This window comes from Pseudarthrobacter sp. NamE5, from assembly GCF_005796225.1.
In the GTDB taxonomy this organism is placed as follows: Bacteria; Actinomycetota; Actinomycetes; order Actinomycetales; family Micrococcaceae; genus Arthrobacter.
Map to the genome: position 1 here is coordinate 218,689 of NZ_VAHO01000001.1, position 14,855 is coordinate 233,543.

Here is a 14,855-nt window from a genome sequence, read left to right on the forward strand (position 1 = left end):
AGCTGATGCCTTAGCGGCCGCGGGTGTAGCCCATCCTGGCGCTGACCTGCAGCCCCGCATCTTTGAGGGCTTCGATCAGTCCCGGTGTCTTCTCCGGGTCAAAGCGGAAGGCCGGGCCGGAGATGCTGATGGCCCCGATCACGGCACTAAGGTGGTTGTAGACCGGGACGGCAACAGCAGTCAGCCCGATCTCGAACTCCTCCCGCACCAGGCCGTAACCCTCGCGGGCGACGTCGATCAGCTGGGTTTCAAGCTCTTTGCGGTTGGTGATGGTCCGCGGAGTCCTGGGCGGCAGGCCGGTCTCCTTCAAAATGCGGTCCCGCTCCTCGGCCGGCAGTGCAGCCAGCAGGACCTTGCCGCTTGAGGTGGCATGCAGCGGGGTCAGGTTGCCCACCCAGTCATAGGTGGCCAAGGTGGACGGGCCCATCGCCTGGTCCACGTTCACTGCGTAATTGGAGCGGAGGACGGCAAGGTTCACCGTCTCCTTGAATTCCTCCGCCAGCGCTTCCAGCACGGGCCGGGCCTCGCGCACCAGGCTGAGCCGCCCGGGAATGGAGCTCGCCAGGCGCAGGATGCCGAAGCCCAGCTGGTACTTGCCGCGGTCGCTGTTCTGTTGGACCATCTCGCGACTGACCAGGGAACCGAGCAACCGGGACACGGTGGACTTGTGAATCCCTATTTCTTCTGCGATCTCGCTGACGCCGGCATGGCCGTCCCGCGCCAGGATCTCCAGTACTGTGAGGGCACGGTCAACAGACTGGACGCCGCCGGACTGACCCGGTTCAGCATCGATCTCGGGTTCGCGCTCATCGTTTGAAGCCATGATTCATACTCTCAAGTAGGTTGCGGCCCGCGCTCCCGCAACTAGGTACCGAGGGAGCCTCCGGTTACTCCACGGTTCCGATCCTAGACCGCGGACTGTGACGGAGCCGACATTGCACTCAGCGCGCGTCAGCGCAGGCCGTTGCTGTGGGCGAGCGCCATGGCTTCCGTGCGGGACGACGCACCAATCTTTCGGTAGAGGTTGCGGAGGTGGAACTTCACGGTGTTCTCGCTGATGTGCAGTTTGGCGGCAATGCCGCGGTTCCGCTGGCCCGCCGCCAGCAGCTGCAGCACCTCCAGCTCCCGCTCCCCAAGGTTCCAGTCCGCCGCTTCGGCTAGCGGGCGGCCCGGCGGGTCCAGCGCCGTCACCGCCGTCAAGACCGCCCACCCGGACAAGATCGTGTTCGCGGACATGAAGACCATGGATGCCGGCGAACTGGAGGCCGACATCGCCTTCACCGCCGGCGCGGACCTGGTCTCTGTCCTGGGCAGCGCCGACGACTCCACCATCGCCGGTGCCGTCAAGGCCGCAAAGGCACACAACAAGGGCATTGTGGTGGACCTGATCGGCTTTGAGGACAAGGTGGGCCGCGCCAACAAAGCCCGCGCCCTGGGCGCGAAGTTTGTCGAAATGCACGCCGGCCTGGACGAGCAGGCGAAGCCCGGCTACAACCTGGACGTGCTCCTGAGCGCCGGCGAAAAAGCCCGCGTCCCGTTCTCCGTCGCCGGCGGCGTGAACCTCTCCACCATCGAGGCCGTACAGCGCTCAGGTGCCGACGTGGCCGTCGTCGGCGGTTCCATCTACAGCGCCGACGATCCCGCCGTTGCCGCCAAGGAACTGAAGGCCGCGATCGTCTAGCCCCAGGGCCCTATATGTCCCGCAACCGCAGCGGCCCCCACTTTCTGGTGGGGGCCGCCGTCGCACCTGAAACCCTCTCTCACTTGCTGCGGCCTTTTGGCGATCCCTTTATCACTTGCTGCGGCTTCTAAGGAAACCCTCTTTCACATCCCGCGGCAGTCTTAGACCCGCCTCCTGTCGACTGAGAGAGGGTTTTGGATTTTGCGGCGGTAAGTGATAGAGCGTTTCGGCTGAAGCCCCGGTAAGTGATGGAGCGCCCTGGCGTCTAGAGGATCTTGCGGATGGTTTCCTCGAAGCTCGTGACGTGGTGCAGGGCAAGTTCCCCTGCCTTGTCCGCGTCGCCGGCCGCCACCGCTTTGAGCAGGTCCACGTGTTCAGTGATGTGGCCGGTCACGGAGGGAACCTTGTCCAGCACCACGCACCAGATGCGGGTGGCGAGGTTGTCGTAGCGGATCAGGGTGTCTTCCAGGTGCGGGTTGGCTGCCGCCTTGTAGATCAGCCGGTGCACCATGAGGTCATAGCGCATCAGGTCCCGGGACTCGCCCGTGCCCGGATCGATGCCGGCAATAGCGTCCGCCACTTTCAGTAGTTCCCGGCGCATGCTCTCATTGGCACGGTCTGCAGCCCGGCGGGCGGCGAGGGGCTCCAGCAGTTCCCGGATTTCCGACACGTCCGCCAGCTCCGTGAAGTCCACATTGGTGGCAAACGTGCCCCGGCGGGGATAGGAAACCACCAGGTGGTCCACCTCAAGCCGCTTGATCGCCTCGCGCACCGGAGTGCGGCTGAAGCCGAGCTCCACCGCCAGCCGGCCGTCATTGATGGGCTCACCCGGGCGGATCTCCAGCATAATCAGTTTGTCACGCAGCTGCCGGTATGCGGCCTCCGCCTGCGAGGGGGCCTCCTCCTCCGCAGGGGCCAGGGCAAGAAGTGCATTCAAGGCATCGCTCCATTCTTCGAAACCCGCTGAGATCCAAGCGGTAGCTTCCAGCCGCTTTCGGTCCAGCTATTGACTCTGCTGTGATCGCAATCATACCATTGTTCCCACACTGATATATCAGTGATTGAACAAGTGGTATTTCAAAGGAGCATCCGTGGTTGAGCAGTTGAACGAGCGACTTTCCGCAGTCGATCCCGAGGTCCAGCAGGCCATCGCCCAGGAGCTGGTGCGCCAGCAGTCCACGCTGGAAATGATTGCCTCCGAGAATTTCGCCCCGTCCGCCGTCATGGAGGCGCAGGGTTCGGTCCTCACCAACAAGTACGCCGAGGGCTACCCAGGCAAGCGCTACTACGGCGGCTGCGAACACGTTGACGTGGTGGAGCAGCTGGCCATCGACCGCGTGAAGTCACTGTTCGGCGCCGAGTTCGCCAACGTCCAGCCGCACTCCGGCGCCCAGGCCAACGCCGCCGCCATGTTCGCCCTGCTGAACCCGGGCGACACCATCATGGGCCTGGACCTGGCCCACGGCGGCCACCTCACCCACGGCATGCGCATCAACTTCTCCGGCAAGCTCTACAACGTGGTTCCCTACCACGTCCGCGAATCGGACCTGCGGATCGATATGGCCGAGGTTGAAGCCCTGGCCCTCGAGCACCGCCCCCGCCTGATCGTGGCCGGCTGGTCCGCCTACTCCCGCCAGCTGGACTTCGCCGAATTCCGCCGCATCGCGGACCTGGTCGACGCCTACCTCATGGTGGACATGGCACACTTCGCCGGCCTCGTGGCAGCAGGCCTGCACCCTAACCCGGTCCCGTACGCCGATGTTGTCACCACCACCACGCACAAGACCCTAGGCGGCCCGCGCGGCGGCGTGATCCTGGCCAAGGAGCAGTACGGCAAGAAGATCAACAGCGCCGTTTTCCCCGGCCAGCAGGGCGGCCCGCTGGAGCACGTCATCGCCGCCAAGGCCGTAGCCTTCAAGCTTGCCGGCAGCCCGGAGTTCAAGGAACGCCAGGAACGCGTCCTTCAGGGGTCCAAGCTCCTGGCGGAGCGGCTCCTCCAGGACGACGTTGCCGCGGCAGGAATTTCCGTGGTCAACGGCGGCACCGACGTCCACCTGGTCCTGGTGGACCTTCGGAACTCCGAACTGGACGGGCAGCAGGCCGAAGACGCCCTGCACAAGATCGGCATCACCGTGAACCGCAACGCCGTTCCCTTCGACCCCCGCCCGCCGATGGTCTCCTCCGGACTCCGGATCGGCACCCCGGCCCTTGCCACCCGCGGTTTCGGCGCCACGGAATTTGCGGAGGTTGCGGACATTATTGCGACGGCGCTCATCGCCGCTGCCGGCAACGGCACCGACGGCACGGGCACCCTGGCCGGGGACACCGCCGTCGAACTCCGCGCCCGGGTGGCGGCCCTTGCCGAACAGTTCCCCCTCTACCCCCACCTCAACGGCGACGCCGAGGTTGCCGCCTTTGAAGCAGACATGATTGGAGCGGCCCAGTGAGTGCAGATCTCCTCCCCGAGCACCCGGACTTCCTCTGGCGCAACCCCGAGCCCAAGTCCTCTTATGACGCTGTGGTCGTGGGTGGCGGCGGGCACGGCCTGGCCACCGCGTACTTCCTGGCCAAGAACCACGGCATGACCAACATCGCCGTGCTGGAAAAGGGCTGGCTGGCCGGCGGCAACATGGCCCGGAACACCACCATCATCCGCTCCAACTACCTTTGGGACGAGAGCGCGGCCATCTACGAGCACGCACTCAAGCTCTGGGAAATCCTGCCGGAAGAGCTCGAATACGATTTCCTCTTCAGCCAGCGCGGCGTGATGAACCTCGCCCATACCCTGGGTGACGTGCGCGAAAGCATGCGGCGCGTGGGGGCGAACAAGCTCAACGGCGTTGACGCGGAATGGCTGGACCCGAAGCAGGTCAAGGAACTCTGCCCCATCCTGAACATCAGCGACAACATCCGCTACCCCGTCATGGGCGCCACCTACCAGCCCCGCGCCGGGATCGCCAAGCACGACCACGTGGCCTGGGCCTTCGCCCGCAAGTGCGACGAGATGGGCGTGGACATCATCCAGAACTGCGAAGTCACCGGCTTCGTCAAGGACGGCAACCGCGTGGTGGGCGTCAAGACCAACCGCGGCACCATCAACACCGAAAAGGTGGGCCTCGCCGCCGCTGGCCACAGCTCCGTCCTGGCCGAAATGGCCGGCTTCCGCCTCCCCATCCAGTCCCACCCGCTGCAGGCCCTGGTTTCAGAACTGCACGAGCCCGTCCACCCCACCGTGGTGATGTCCAACCACGTGCACGTGTACGTCTCCCAAGCCCACAAGGGCGAACTGGTGATGGGCGCCGGCGTGGACTCCTACAACGGCTACGGCCAGCGCGGCTCCTTCCACGTGATCGAGCACCAGATGGCCGCCGCCGTCGAGCTGTTCCCGATCTTTGCCCGGGCCCACGTGCTCCGGACCTGGGGCGGCATCGTGGACACCACCCTGGACGCCTCCCCGATCGTGGGCAACACCCCGGTGGAGAACATGTTCGTCAACTGCGGCTGGGGTACCGGCGGCTTCAAAGCCACTCCGGCTGCCGGCATGACCTTCGCCCACAACATTGCCACGGGCTCCCCGCACAGGCTGAACCAGCCGTTCGCCCTGGAGCGCTTCGAAACCGGTGCCCTGATCGACGAACACGGCGCTGCCGCCGTCGCCCACTAGCTGCCCGAGCACTTTAGAAAGAAGACGCACACATGCTGCTCATCTCCTGCCCCAACTGCGGCTCCCGGGACGAGACCGAGTTCCACTACGGCGGCCAGGCCCACGTAGCCTACCCCGAAAACCCGAACGAACTCACGGACCGCGAATGGGCCGAGTACCTGTTCTACCGCGACAACACCAAGGGCGCCTTTGCCGAACGCTGGCTGCACAGCACCGGCTGCCGCCAGTGGTTTAACATGCTCCGGGACACCGTCACGTATGAGATCCAGGCGGTCTACCCGATGGGTTCACCCCGTCCCGATGCCGCCGGCAAGGTCACCGCCGACACCGGCACTGCCAGCACCGCCGCTGACAGCACCACCACGGGAAACGCTTCTCCGGATATCTCGGGCACCAGCACCTCCCCCACCAGCATCTCCAGCACCACCGCCCCGGAAGGAGCAACCCCGTGACTTCCCAGAATCCCGCGACTTCCCAGAACGCCCGCCTCGCCGCCGGCGGACGCATCGACCGCACCATCTCCTGGCGTTTCACGGTGGACGGCGAAGAATTCTCCGGCCACCCGGGCGACACCGTCGCCTCCGCCCTGCTGGCCAACGGCCGCGTGGCCGCCGGCAACTCCCTTTATGAGGACCGTCCTCGCGGCATCATGTCCGCCGGTGTGGAGGAAGCCAATGCACTGGTCAAGGTGCAGCCACGCTTTCCCGGCCACGTGGCCGAGTCCATGCTCCCCGCCACCACCGTCACCCTGGTGGACGGCCTGAAGGCGGATTTCCTGAGCGGCCTGGGCAAGCTGGACCCGGCCGATGACCAGGCCGAGTACGACAAAAAGTACGTCCACACCGATGTTCTGGTGATCGGCGGCGGCCCCGCCGGCCTGGCCGCAGCCCGCGAGGCTGTCCGCACCGGCGCCCGTGTGATGCTCCTGGATGACCAGCCCGAACTGGGCGGATCCCTCCTCTCCGGTTCCACGTCCCCTGAAATGGCGGAGACCATCGAAGGCAAGCCGGCCCTGGAATGGGTGGCTGACGTCGAGGCGGAGCTCGTTTCGGGCGCTGAGTCCACCGTCCTGAACCGCACCACGGCCTTCGGTGCCTACGACGCCAACTACGTCATCGCCGTCCAGAACCGCACCGACCACCTGTCCTCGCCCGCAGCTCCGGGAGTTTCGCGGCAGCGTATTTGGCACATCCGTGCCAACCAGGTGGTCCTGGCTCCCGGCGCCCACGAACGCCCGCTGGTGTTCGAGAACAACGACCGCCCCGGCATCATGCTCGCCTCGGCCGTCCGCAGCTACCTGAACCGCTATGCCGTGGCCGCGGGCAAGCGCGTGGTCATCAGCACCACCAACGACAGTGCCTACGCCCTGGCGGCTGACCTTCGCGCTGCCGGCGTCAAGATCGCTGCGGTGGTGGACGCCCGACCGCAGCTCACCGAAGTCGCTGCCGCCGCCGTCGAGGCCGGCACGCGGGTGCTGATCGGCAGCGCGGTGGCCAACACTTCCGGTGGAAGCGACGGCCGCGTGGACGGCGTCACCGTCCGCAGCATCAACGACGACGGTGAACTCACCTCGGGCATCGAGCAGTTCGCCTGCGACCTGCTGGCTGTGTCCGGCGGTTGGAGCCCGCTGGTGCACCTCCACTCCCAGCGGCAGGGCAAGCTGCGCTGGGACGATGAACTGGCCGCTTTTGTGCCCAGCACCGTGGTCCCCAACCAGCAAATCGTGGGTTCGGGGCGCGGCAGCTTTGAGTTGGCCGTCTGCCTCGCCGAGGGCGTCTCCGCGGGCCTTACGGCGGCCCGCGCTGCCGGCTTCAGCACCGCCGTCGAACCTTCCCCGCTGGGCGAGCCGAAGGCCGCCGCCCCCACCCGCCAGCTGTGGCTGGTTCCCGGCGAGCAGGGCACCCCGGACGGCTGGCACCACCACTTCGTGGACTTCCAGCGCGACCAGTCCGTGGCTGACGTGCTGCGCTCCACGGGAGCCGGCATGCGGTCGGTGGAGCACATCAAGCGGTACACCTCCATCAGCACCGCCAACGACCAGGGCAAGACCTCCGGCGTAAATGCCATCGGCGTTATTGCTGCTGCGCTCCGGACCGCCGGCGAGGCCTCCCGCGGCATCGGTGACATCGGCACCACCACCTACCGCGCCCCGTTCACCCCGGTGGCGTTCGCGGCACTGGCCGGCCGCCAGCGCGGCGAACTGTTCGACCCCGCCCGCAAAACCTCCATCCACCCGTGGCATGTTGCCAAGGGTGCCCTGTTCGAGGACGTCGGGCAGTGGAAGCGGCCGTGGTACTACCCGCAGGACGGGGAAGACATGGACACGGCTGTGCTGCGCGAGTGCGCCGCCGTCCGCGAATTCGTGGGCTTCATGGACGCCACTACCCTGGGCAAGATCGAGATCCGCGGCAAGGATGCCGGTGAGTTCCTGAACCGGATCTACACCAACGCGTTCAAGAAGCTCGCCCCGGGCTCGGCCCGCTACGGCGTGATGTGCACCCCTGACGGCATGATCTTCGACGACGGCGTGACCCTGCGCCTGGACGAGGAAACCTACTTTATGACCACCACCACCGGCGGCGCCGCGAAGGTGCTCGACTGGCTGGAGGAATGGCTGCAGACCGAGTGGCCGGAACTGGACGTGCACTGCACCTCGGTGACGGAGCAGTGGAGCACCATCGCCGTCGTCGGACCCAAGTCCCGCGAAGTCATCGCCAAGGTGGCGCCGGAACTGGCCGCCAATGGCGGGCTGGAAGCCGAAGCCTTCCCCTTCATGACCTTCCGCGAAACCACCCTGGCCTCCGGCGTCCGCGCCCGGGTCTGCCGGATCTCCTTCTCCGGCGAACTCGCCTACGAGATCAACGTGCCGTCCTGGTACGGGTTGAACACGTGGGAAGCCGTGGCAGCTGCCGGGGCCGAGTTCAACATCACCCCCTACGGCACGGAAACCATGCACGTGCTCCGCGCCGAAAAGGGCTACCCGATTGTCGGGCAGGACACGGACGGCACCGTCACCCCGCAGGACGCGGGCATGGAATGGATTGTCTCCAAGGCCAAGGACTTCATCGGCAAGCGCTCCTACTCCCGCAGCGACGCACAGCGCGAGGACCGCAAGCACCTGGTGAGCGTCCTGCCGGTAGATGGCGGATTCAGGCTTCCCGAAGGCACCCAGCTCGTGGAGAAGGGCCGTTCCACCAACCCGGCCTACGGCCCGGTTCCGATGGAGGGCTTTGTCACCTCCAGCTACCACAGCGCCGCGCTTGGCCGGTCGTTCGGCCTGGCATTGATCAAGAACGGCCGCAACCGGATCGGTGAAACCCTGGTGGCCGCTGCCGGCGATCAGCTCGTGGACGTCGTCGTCGCCGAAACCGTACTTTTTGACCCCGAAGGGACCCGCAAAGATGGCTGAAACAGCAGCACCCGCAACTTCCGCCCAGAAGAACCTCTCCCTGCGCGTGAGCCCGGCAGCCCCGCTGGGCGCAGCTTTTGAAGCCGGCTCCGTCCAGGGCGTTGTGGAACTTCGTGAAGTACCGTTCCTGACCATGGTGGGCCTGCGGGTCAACCGGAACAGCGGGGCCGGGGAGCGCGTGGCTTCCGTCACCGGCGGCCTGCCCGCAGGCTGCGGCAGCGTCAGCGGGACCGGAAACACTTCGGTCCTCTGGCTCGGACCCGAGGAGTTCCTGGTGGTGGCGCCCACCGAGGCCCACGAATCCCTGGGCGGTGACCTGATCCAGGCACTGCGCGAGGCACTGGGCGGCGAGGCTGGGCAGGTGGTGGATCTCTCCGCCAACCGCACCACGTTTGAGCTCACCGGCCCGCGGGCCCGGGCCGTCCTCGAAAAGGGCTGCTCGCTGGACCTGCACTCCCGTGTCCTGCAGGCCGGTACGGCCCTGTCCACGGAGATCGGCAACATCCCGGCAGTGCTGTGGAAGACCGGCGACGAGTCGTTCCGGATCTTCCCCCGCGCCTCCTTCGCCGATTTCCTGGGCCGCTGGCTCCTGGACTCAATGCGGGAGTACGCCTCCCCCGAGGTCCCCTGACATGGCGCTCAGCGTCCTGGACCTGTTCTCCGTTGGCATCGGGCCGTCGTCGTCACACACGGTTGGCCCGATGCGGGCAGCAAAGCTGTTCGCCGACGGGCTGAAGGGCGACGGACACCTGAGCTCCACCACCCGGGTCCAGGCCGAACTGTTCGGCTCGCTGGGAGCCACCGGTCGGGGCCACGGCTCGGACAAGGCCGTGGTCCTGGGTTTCAAGGGCCTCGACCCCGAAACGGTGGACACCTCCACAGCCGATGACCAGGTTGCAGCCGCCGCGCTCGACGCCGAACTGTGGATCTGCGGCGACCACCGGGTGGACTTCAACTGGGACGAGGACGTGGTGCTGCACCGGCGCAAATCCCTCCCGGCCCACCCGAACGGCATGACCTTCCGGGCGCTGAACCACACCGGCACGGTCCTCAGCGAACGGAGCTTCTATTCAATTGGGGGCGGCTTCGTGGTTGATGGGGACGCCGACGCCGGCGACCGCGTGGTGGCTGACTCCACTGCCCTGCCGTACCCGTTCAACACTGCCGACGAGCTCCTGGCCATCTGCAGCCGCGAGGGCATGTCCATCTCGGATGTGATGCTGGCCAACGAGCTGTCCTGGCGGTCCGAGGCGGAACTGCGCGAGGAACTCCTGAAGCTGTGGGCCGTTATGCGCGAATGCGTACACAACGGCTGCACCGCGGAAGGAATCCTTCCGGGCGGACTCAACGTCCGCCGCCGCGCGCCGTCGTTATTCCAGACCCTGGCCGCGGATACCGGCGAGACCGACCCGCTGCGGGCCATGGAATGGGTGAACCTGTTCGCGCTGGCCGTGAACGAGGAGAACGCCGCCGGCGGGCGGATCGTCACCGCCCCCACCAACGGCGCGGCGGGGATCGTCCCGGCGGTGCTGCACTACTACGTGAAGTTTGTCCCCGGCGCCAACGACGACGGCGTGGTCCGCTTCCTGCTGGCCGCGGCCGCCGTCGGAATCCTCTTCAAGATCAACGCCTCCATCTCCGGTGCCGAGGTTGGCTGCCAGGGCGAGGTGGGCTCCGCCTGCTCCATGGCCGCCGCAGGACTTTGCGAGGTGTTGGGCGGGACGCCGGCGCAGGTGGAAAACGCCGCCGAGGTGGGCATTGAACACAACCTGGGCCTGACGTGCGACCCGGTGGGCGGGCTGGTGCAGATTCCCTGCATCGAGCGTAACGCCATCGCCAGCGTCAAGGCCATCAACGCCGCCCGCCTTGCCCTGCACGGCGACGGCAGCCACAAGGTATCCCTCGACAAAGCCATCAAGACGATGCGCGAAACAGGGGCTGACATGAAAACCAAGTACAAGGAAACCTCCCGCGGAGGCCTTGCCGTCAACGTGATCGAGTGCTGAGCCATGACTGCAATTGAGACTGAAACCGCTGTTTCCCAGCCGCTGACCACCGTGGAGCATGTCCTGACCCTGGACTGCTCCGAGTCGCCCGGCATTGTCCACGCCGTGTCCGGCTTCCTGCTGGAGCACGGCTGCGACATCATCGACAACCAGCAGTTCGGTGAGCGTTCCGAAGGGCATTTCTTCATGCGGGTGCATTTCGCGTCCGACGGCGATGCCTCCACAGTGGACACGCTGCGGGCCGCTTTCGGTCCGGTCGCGGAGCGCTTCGGGATGCGCTGGCGGCTGGAGCGGCAGGGTTCCAAGCGGCGGGTGCTGATTATGGTATCCAAGTTCGGGCACTGCCTGAACGACCTGCTGTTCCGGGCGCGGATTGGTGAACTGCCCGTGGACGTGGTGGCCGTGGTGTCAAACCACACCGACCACCAGGCCCTGGTGGAATGGCACGGGATTCCGTTCTTCCACGTGCCGGTGACGCCGGAGACCAAGCCGGCGGCTGAGGCGCGGCTGCTGGAACTGGTGGACGAGTTCGACGTGGAGCTTGTGGTGCTGGCCCGCTACATGCAGGTCCTCAGCGACAACCTGACCCGGAAGCTGGACGGGAAGGCGATCAACATCCACCACTCGTTCCTGCCCAGCTTCAAGGGGGCCAAGCCGTACCACCAGGCTTACGCGCGCGGCGTGAAGACTGTTGGTGCCACTGCGCACTACGTCAACGCGGAACTCGACGAAGGGCCAATTATCGCCCAGCAGGTGGTGGAAGTGGACCACACCTACGGACCCGAGGAGCTGGTGGCTGCCGGCCGCGACACCGAGTGCAAGGCCCTGTCCAACGCGGTCCGCTGGCACTGTGAGGGCCGGGTGATCCTGCAGGGCAACCGCACGGTGGTCCTCCGCTGATTCCGCCCTCCCCACGGGCCCTCTCTCACTCGATGTGGCTTTTGGCCTGACGCTCTCTCACTCGATGTGGCTTTTGGCCTGACGCTCTCTCACTTAACGTGGCCTTTCCAGTGACGCTCTCTCACCCCGGTGGCCAGTTCAACGGCGAGGGAGCGTCACGGCTTTAAGGGGCTACTGAACGAAATTTCTGCCGCCGCTTAACCGCTGGCAAACCCTGATGCCTGCGGATGGTCTAGCCAGCCGTTCCGCAGTGCCCGTTTTATTCGTTGCACCGCACGCTGAAAATCGTCGGCAAGGTCTTCCTTATCAAATACAAGCACCGTCCAGCCAGCTGATTCGAAGGCCTTATTCCGGCTCCTGTCACTAAAGATCTGCGCCTCAGCGAGGTGATGTCCGCCGTCGTACTGGATTGCAAGGTGGCGATGACGATAGCCGAGATCGGCTGACGGCGACCTCGTGTCGCCGGCGCGCAACGGCACCTGAAGTTCCGGTTCGGGTAAGCCCGCGCTGACGATAGCCAGCCGGAGCAGCGATTCCGGGGCAGAATCGGCACCCACCCGCATCAGCTCCAACGCTTCGCGGGCCCTGACGATGCCTTGGAGATTCGGGTGGCGCCCCACCAGGACGCGCAGTCCCGGCAAGGTGTCATAGGGCTGCGTCCTTCCCTCGAAATCCACCCGCGGGATGCGGATCAGTTCGTCACCCATGCTCACCAGATCATTGAGCGGCAGCATCCGTGCCAGATCGAGCCAGGTGCGGGACCGTGTGCTCAGGCTGATCCCGTCAACCTCTTCAACCTCATCTTCAAGGGCCAGGACGGTATGCCCGAATATCCCCTTTCGGCGGACCGACGGCAGCACACGCGGCTTGCTGAGATGCAGCTCTGTGGAATCTGCCAGCCACGGCGGCAGCACTTGGCACCGGAGCCGCGCCGCGGTCACGTGTGAGATCCAGGCTCCGGGAGACGCAGCGGACAACGCCCTGGCGGCGCCTTCCAGATCGAAGTCCCAGTCCGCCGGGCGGTAAAGACCTCGGCCCACGTTGACCACATCCTTGCGGCGGAGTCTATCCAGTGTGAGGCCGGAAGCCCTGGCAGAGCTGAACGTGAACGGATCCTTCGCCAAGGGCGGGGGCAGGACTTGCTTTCGCATGCTGGCATTGTGCCCCGGGACGGTAGGAAGTTGCAGAAGTTATCCACAGGTCTGCCGCTGGGCGTTCAGAGGTGTAAGAGGGATGCCGGAAAACCCGCGTTAAGTGAGAGAGGATCGCCGGAAAACCGACGTCAAGTGAGAGAGCGTGGGAGGGGGACGATTGCCCACCGCGTGCCGGCTGGTGCTGCGGTCCGGGGCGTGGCAGTACCGGTTGTCGGAGGGCGGGGCTACACTGAAGTAATCGAACATATTTTCGAATAAGGGTGTGTTGTGGGCGTTATTGTCGGTCCCCGCGTGATAGATGCGGGCGCCTCGTTGTTCTCCGTGCCGATCTCCCCTGTGGCCGTTGCCGCGGGGTTCCCATCACCGGCACAGGACTACTTCGACGGCCGGATTGACCTGAATGCCCACCTGATCAAGGACATCACCAGTACTTTCGTGGTCCGGGTTACCGGAGATTCCATGGAAGGGGCCGGAATCAGCGACGGCGACGAACTGATCGTCAACCGCGCCCTCGAGCCCAAGGACGGATCCGTGGTGATCGCCGTGCTGGACGGCGAACTGACGGTCAAGCGCCTGCGCATCACCGCAGCCGGAGTAGTGCTGCAGGCGGAAAACCCCAAGTATCCGGACATCAGGGTTTCTGCCCTGTCCGACCTCACCGTGTGGGGTGTGGCCACGAGGTGCCTCCATCATGTCTAAACCGGTCCTGATGCGGCAGATGCCGCAGATCGCCCATGTGGACGTGAACTGTTTTTATGCCTCAGCCGAGCGGGCGTTCGATCCCTCGCTTGAGGGGCGGCCGCTGGTGGTCCTTTCCAACAACGACGGCTGTGCCGTCACCCGCTCCCCCGAGGCCAAAGCCCTGGGAATCCCTACCGGTGAGCCCTGGTTCAAGCTTGCGCCCAGGGCAAAGGAATGGGGCCTGGTGGCGAAATCGAGCAACTACGAACTCTACGGGGACATCAGTGCCAGGGTCATGGAACTGCTGGGCAGGCATTCCGCCTGGATGGAGGTCTACAGCATCGACGAGGCCTTCCTGGGCGTGAAAGGCGAACCGGAACAGCTGCTGGCCTTGGGCCGCAGAATCAAAGACGCAGTGCGGCGGCACGTGGGAGTACCTGTCTGTGTGGGAATTGCCCCCACCAAAACTTTGGCGAAGCTGTGCAACAAATGGGCCAAGAACAACCCGGCGTTCCGCGGAGTGTGCCACTGGGACGGTGTTCCGGGCCCGGCGCGCGAAGCGCTGCTGGCCCGGCTGTCCGTGGAGGAGGTCTGGGGCATCGCCGGCAGGCTCACCAGGCGCCTGAACCTCCTGGGCATCTTCACGGTCCTGGACCTTCTCCGCGCCGACCCCGTGGCCATCCGGGACAAGTTTTCGGTGGTTCTCATGCGCACCGTCCTGGAACTGCGCGGCACTCCGTGCATCCCCATGGAGGAGGAGCGCATTGGCCGGGACCAGCTCATCTTCTCGCGATCCTTCTCCACTCCGGTCACCAGCGTGGAAGGCCTCCGGCAGGTGCTGGGCATCTATGGCCAGCAGGCGAGTGCGAGGCTCTCCAAACACGGGCTCCAGGCGAAGGTCCTTACCGCTTTCGCGGCCACTTCCCCGTTCCGGCAGCATGAACAGGCCTATCCCTCAGTGTGCGTGTCGTTGCCGATGCCCACGGCGGATCCACTCCTGTTGACCAAAGCCGCGCATGCGCTGCTGCCCCACATCCGGGATGGACTCAGGTACGCCAAGGCCGGGCTCATGCTCACGGACCTTCGTCCCACGGGCAACCAGCCGCCGCTGAAACCGTTCGAGAACCGTCATGAGGAGCGGGGCATCGGGCCCCTGCTGGAGGATGTCAGCCGCCGCTTCGGCCGCGGCTCCATCGGTCTGGGCCATGCCGGCATCAAGACCGGGCTGGACTGGACCATGAAACGGGACATGCGCTCGCCGCGGTACACCACCCACTGGGACGAGCTCCCCCTGGTCAGAGCTGCATGAGATCCCGCCAAGGACCTCGGCTAAGAGATGAACGACGACGGGCATCCCTTC

The 14,855-nt window shown here is 65.6% G+C and carries 13 protein-coding genes and 1 pseudogene; 10 read left to right on the forward strand and 4 right to left on the reverse strand.

Annotation, left to right across the window (positions count from 1 at the left end; translation table 11 throughout):
* Window positions 1-10: 10 nt before the first annotated feature.
* Window positions 11-823, reverse strand: coding sequence for an IclR family transcriptional regulator (locus FDW84_RS02250; RefSeq protein WP_138606135.1), 813 nt, complete (start codon window positions 821-823; stop codon window positions 11-13).
* Window positions 824-951: 128 nt separating this feature from the next.
* A complete protein-coding gene (locus FDW84_RS02255) occupies window positions 952-1,272 on the reverse strand; it encodes a response regulator transcription factor (protein WP_371419124.1) in 321 nt (106 codons plus the stop codon).
* On the opposite strand from FDW84_RS02255, the pseudogene FDW84_RS02260 reads away from it, so the two are divergent.
* Window positions 1,175-1,681: pseudogene (locus tag FDW84_RS02260) on the forward strand (orotidine 5'-phosphate decarboxylase / HUMPS family protein); the annotation flags it as partial. The gene FDW84_RS02255 and the pseudogene FDW84_RS02260 sit on opposite strands and share 98 nt — an antisense overlap.
* A 265-nt stretch (window positions 1,682-1,946) precedes the next feature.
* Here FDW84_RS02260 and FDW84_RS02265 read toward each other — a convergent pair.
* Window positions 1,947-2,618 carry a GntR family transcriptional regulator gene (locus FDW84_RS02265; protein WP_138606140.1) on the reverse strand — a complete coding sequence of 224 codons (672 nt, stop codon included), beginning with the start codon at window positions 2,616-2,618 and terminating at the stop codon, window positions 1,947-1,949.
* Between the two features lie 154 nt (window positions 2,619-2,772).
* Here FDW84_RS02265 and glyA point away from each other — a divergent pair, with 154 nt between their 5' ends.
* Genes glyA through purU form a run of 7 tightly spaced genes read left to right on the forward strand, consistent with a single transcriptional unit; the run spans window position 2,773 to window position 11,660 of the window.
* Entirely contained in the window at window positions 2,773-4,128 is a 1,356-nt protein-coding gene (glyA, locus tag FDW84_RS02270; RefSeq protein ID WP_138606142.1) for a serine hydroxymethyltransferase, read from the forward strand.
* On the forward strand, window positions 4,125-5,345 hold the full coding sequence (locus FDW84_RS02275; protein WP_138606143.1) for a sarcosine oxidase subunit beta family protein: 1,221 nt from the start codon (window positions 4,125-4,127) through the stop codon (window positions 5,343-5,345). The genes glyA and FDW84_RS02275 overlap by 4 nt, the downstream gene beginning before the upstream one ends.
* Window positions 5,346-5,377: 32 nt before the next feature.
* The gene (locus tag FDW84_RS02280; protein WP_138606146.1) at window positions 5,378-5,797 is read left to right on the forward strand and encodes a sarcosine oxidase subunit delta; all 420 of its coding nucleotides are present in this window, start codon (window positions 5,378-5,380) and stop codon (window positions 5,795-5,797) included.
* Window positions 5,794-8,754 carry a sarcosine oxidase subunit alpha family protein gene (locus FDW84_RS02285; RefSeq protein WP_138606148.1) on the forward strand — a complete coding sequence of 987 codons (2,961 nt, stop codon included), beginning with the start codon at window positions 5,794-5,796 and terminating at the stop codon, window positions 8,752-8,754. Before FDW84_RS02280 ends, FDW84_RS02285 begins: the two co-directional genes overlap by 4 nt.
* Entirely contained in the window at window positions 8,747-9,385 is a 639-nt protein-coding gene (locus FDW84_RS02290) for a sarcosine oxidase subunit gamma (RefSeq protein ID WP_138606150.1), read from the forward strand. Before FDW84_RS02285 ends, FDW84_RS02290 begins: the two co-directional genes overlap by 8 nt.
* Window position 9,386: 1 nt before the next feature.
* Entirely contained in the window at window positions 9,387-10,760 is a 1,374-nt protein-coding gene (locus tag FDW84_RS02295) for an L-serine ammonia-lyase (RefSeq protein WP_138606152.1), read from the forward strand.
* 3 nt (window positions 10,761-10,763) lie between these two features.
* Entirely contained in the window at window positions 10,764-11,660 is an 897-nt protein-coding gene (gene purU, locus FDW84_RS02300; protein WP_138606154.1) for a formyltetrahydrofolate deformylase, read from the forward strand.
* A 197-nt stretch (window positions 11,661-11,857) separates the two neighbouring features.
* Here purU and FDW84_RS02305 read toward each other — a convergent pair whose 3' ends face one another.
* A complete protein-coding gene (locus FDW84_RS02305) occupies window positions 11,858-12,811 on the reverse strand; it encodes a DUF559 domain-containing protein (RefSeq protein ID WP_138606156.1) in 954 nt (317 codons plus the stop codon).
* A 270-nt stretch (window positions 12,812-13,081) separates the two neighbouring features.
* On the opposite strand from FDW84_RS02305, the gene FDW84_RS02310 reads away from it, so the two are divergent.
* Both FDW84_RS02310 and FDW84_RS02315 read left to right on the forward strand, forming a co-directional pair.
* Window positions 13,082-13,513 carry a LexA family protein gene (locus tag FDW84_RS02310; RefSeq protein ID WP_138606158.1) on the forward strand — a complete coding sequence of 144 codons (432 nt, stop codon included), beginning with the start codon at window positions 13,082-13,084 and terminating at the stop codon, window positions 13,511-13,513.
* Window positions 13,506-14,804: a Y-family DNA polymerase gene (locus FDW84_RS02315; RefSeq protein WP_171046612.1), complete on the forward strand. Its 1,299-nt coding sequence runs from the start codon at window positions 13,506-13,508 to the stop codon at window positions 14,802-14,804. Before FDW84_RS02310 ends, FDW84_RS02315 begins: the two co-directional genes overlap by 8 nt.
* Window positions 14,805-14,855 lie beyond the last annotated feature (51 nt).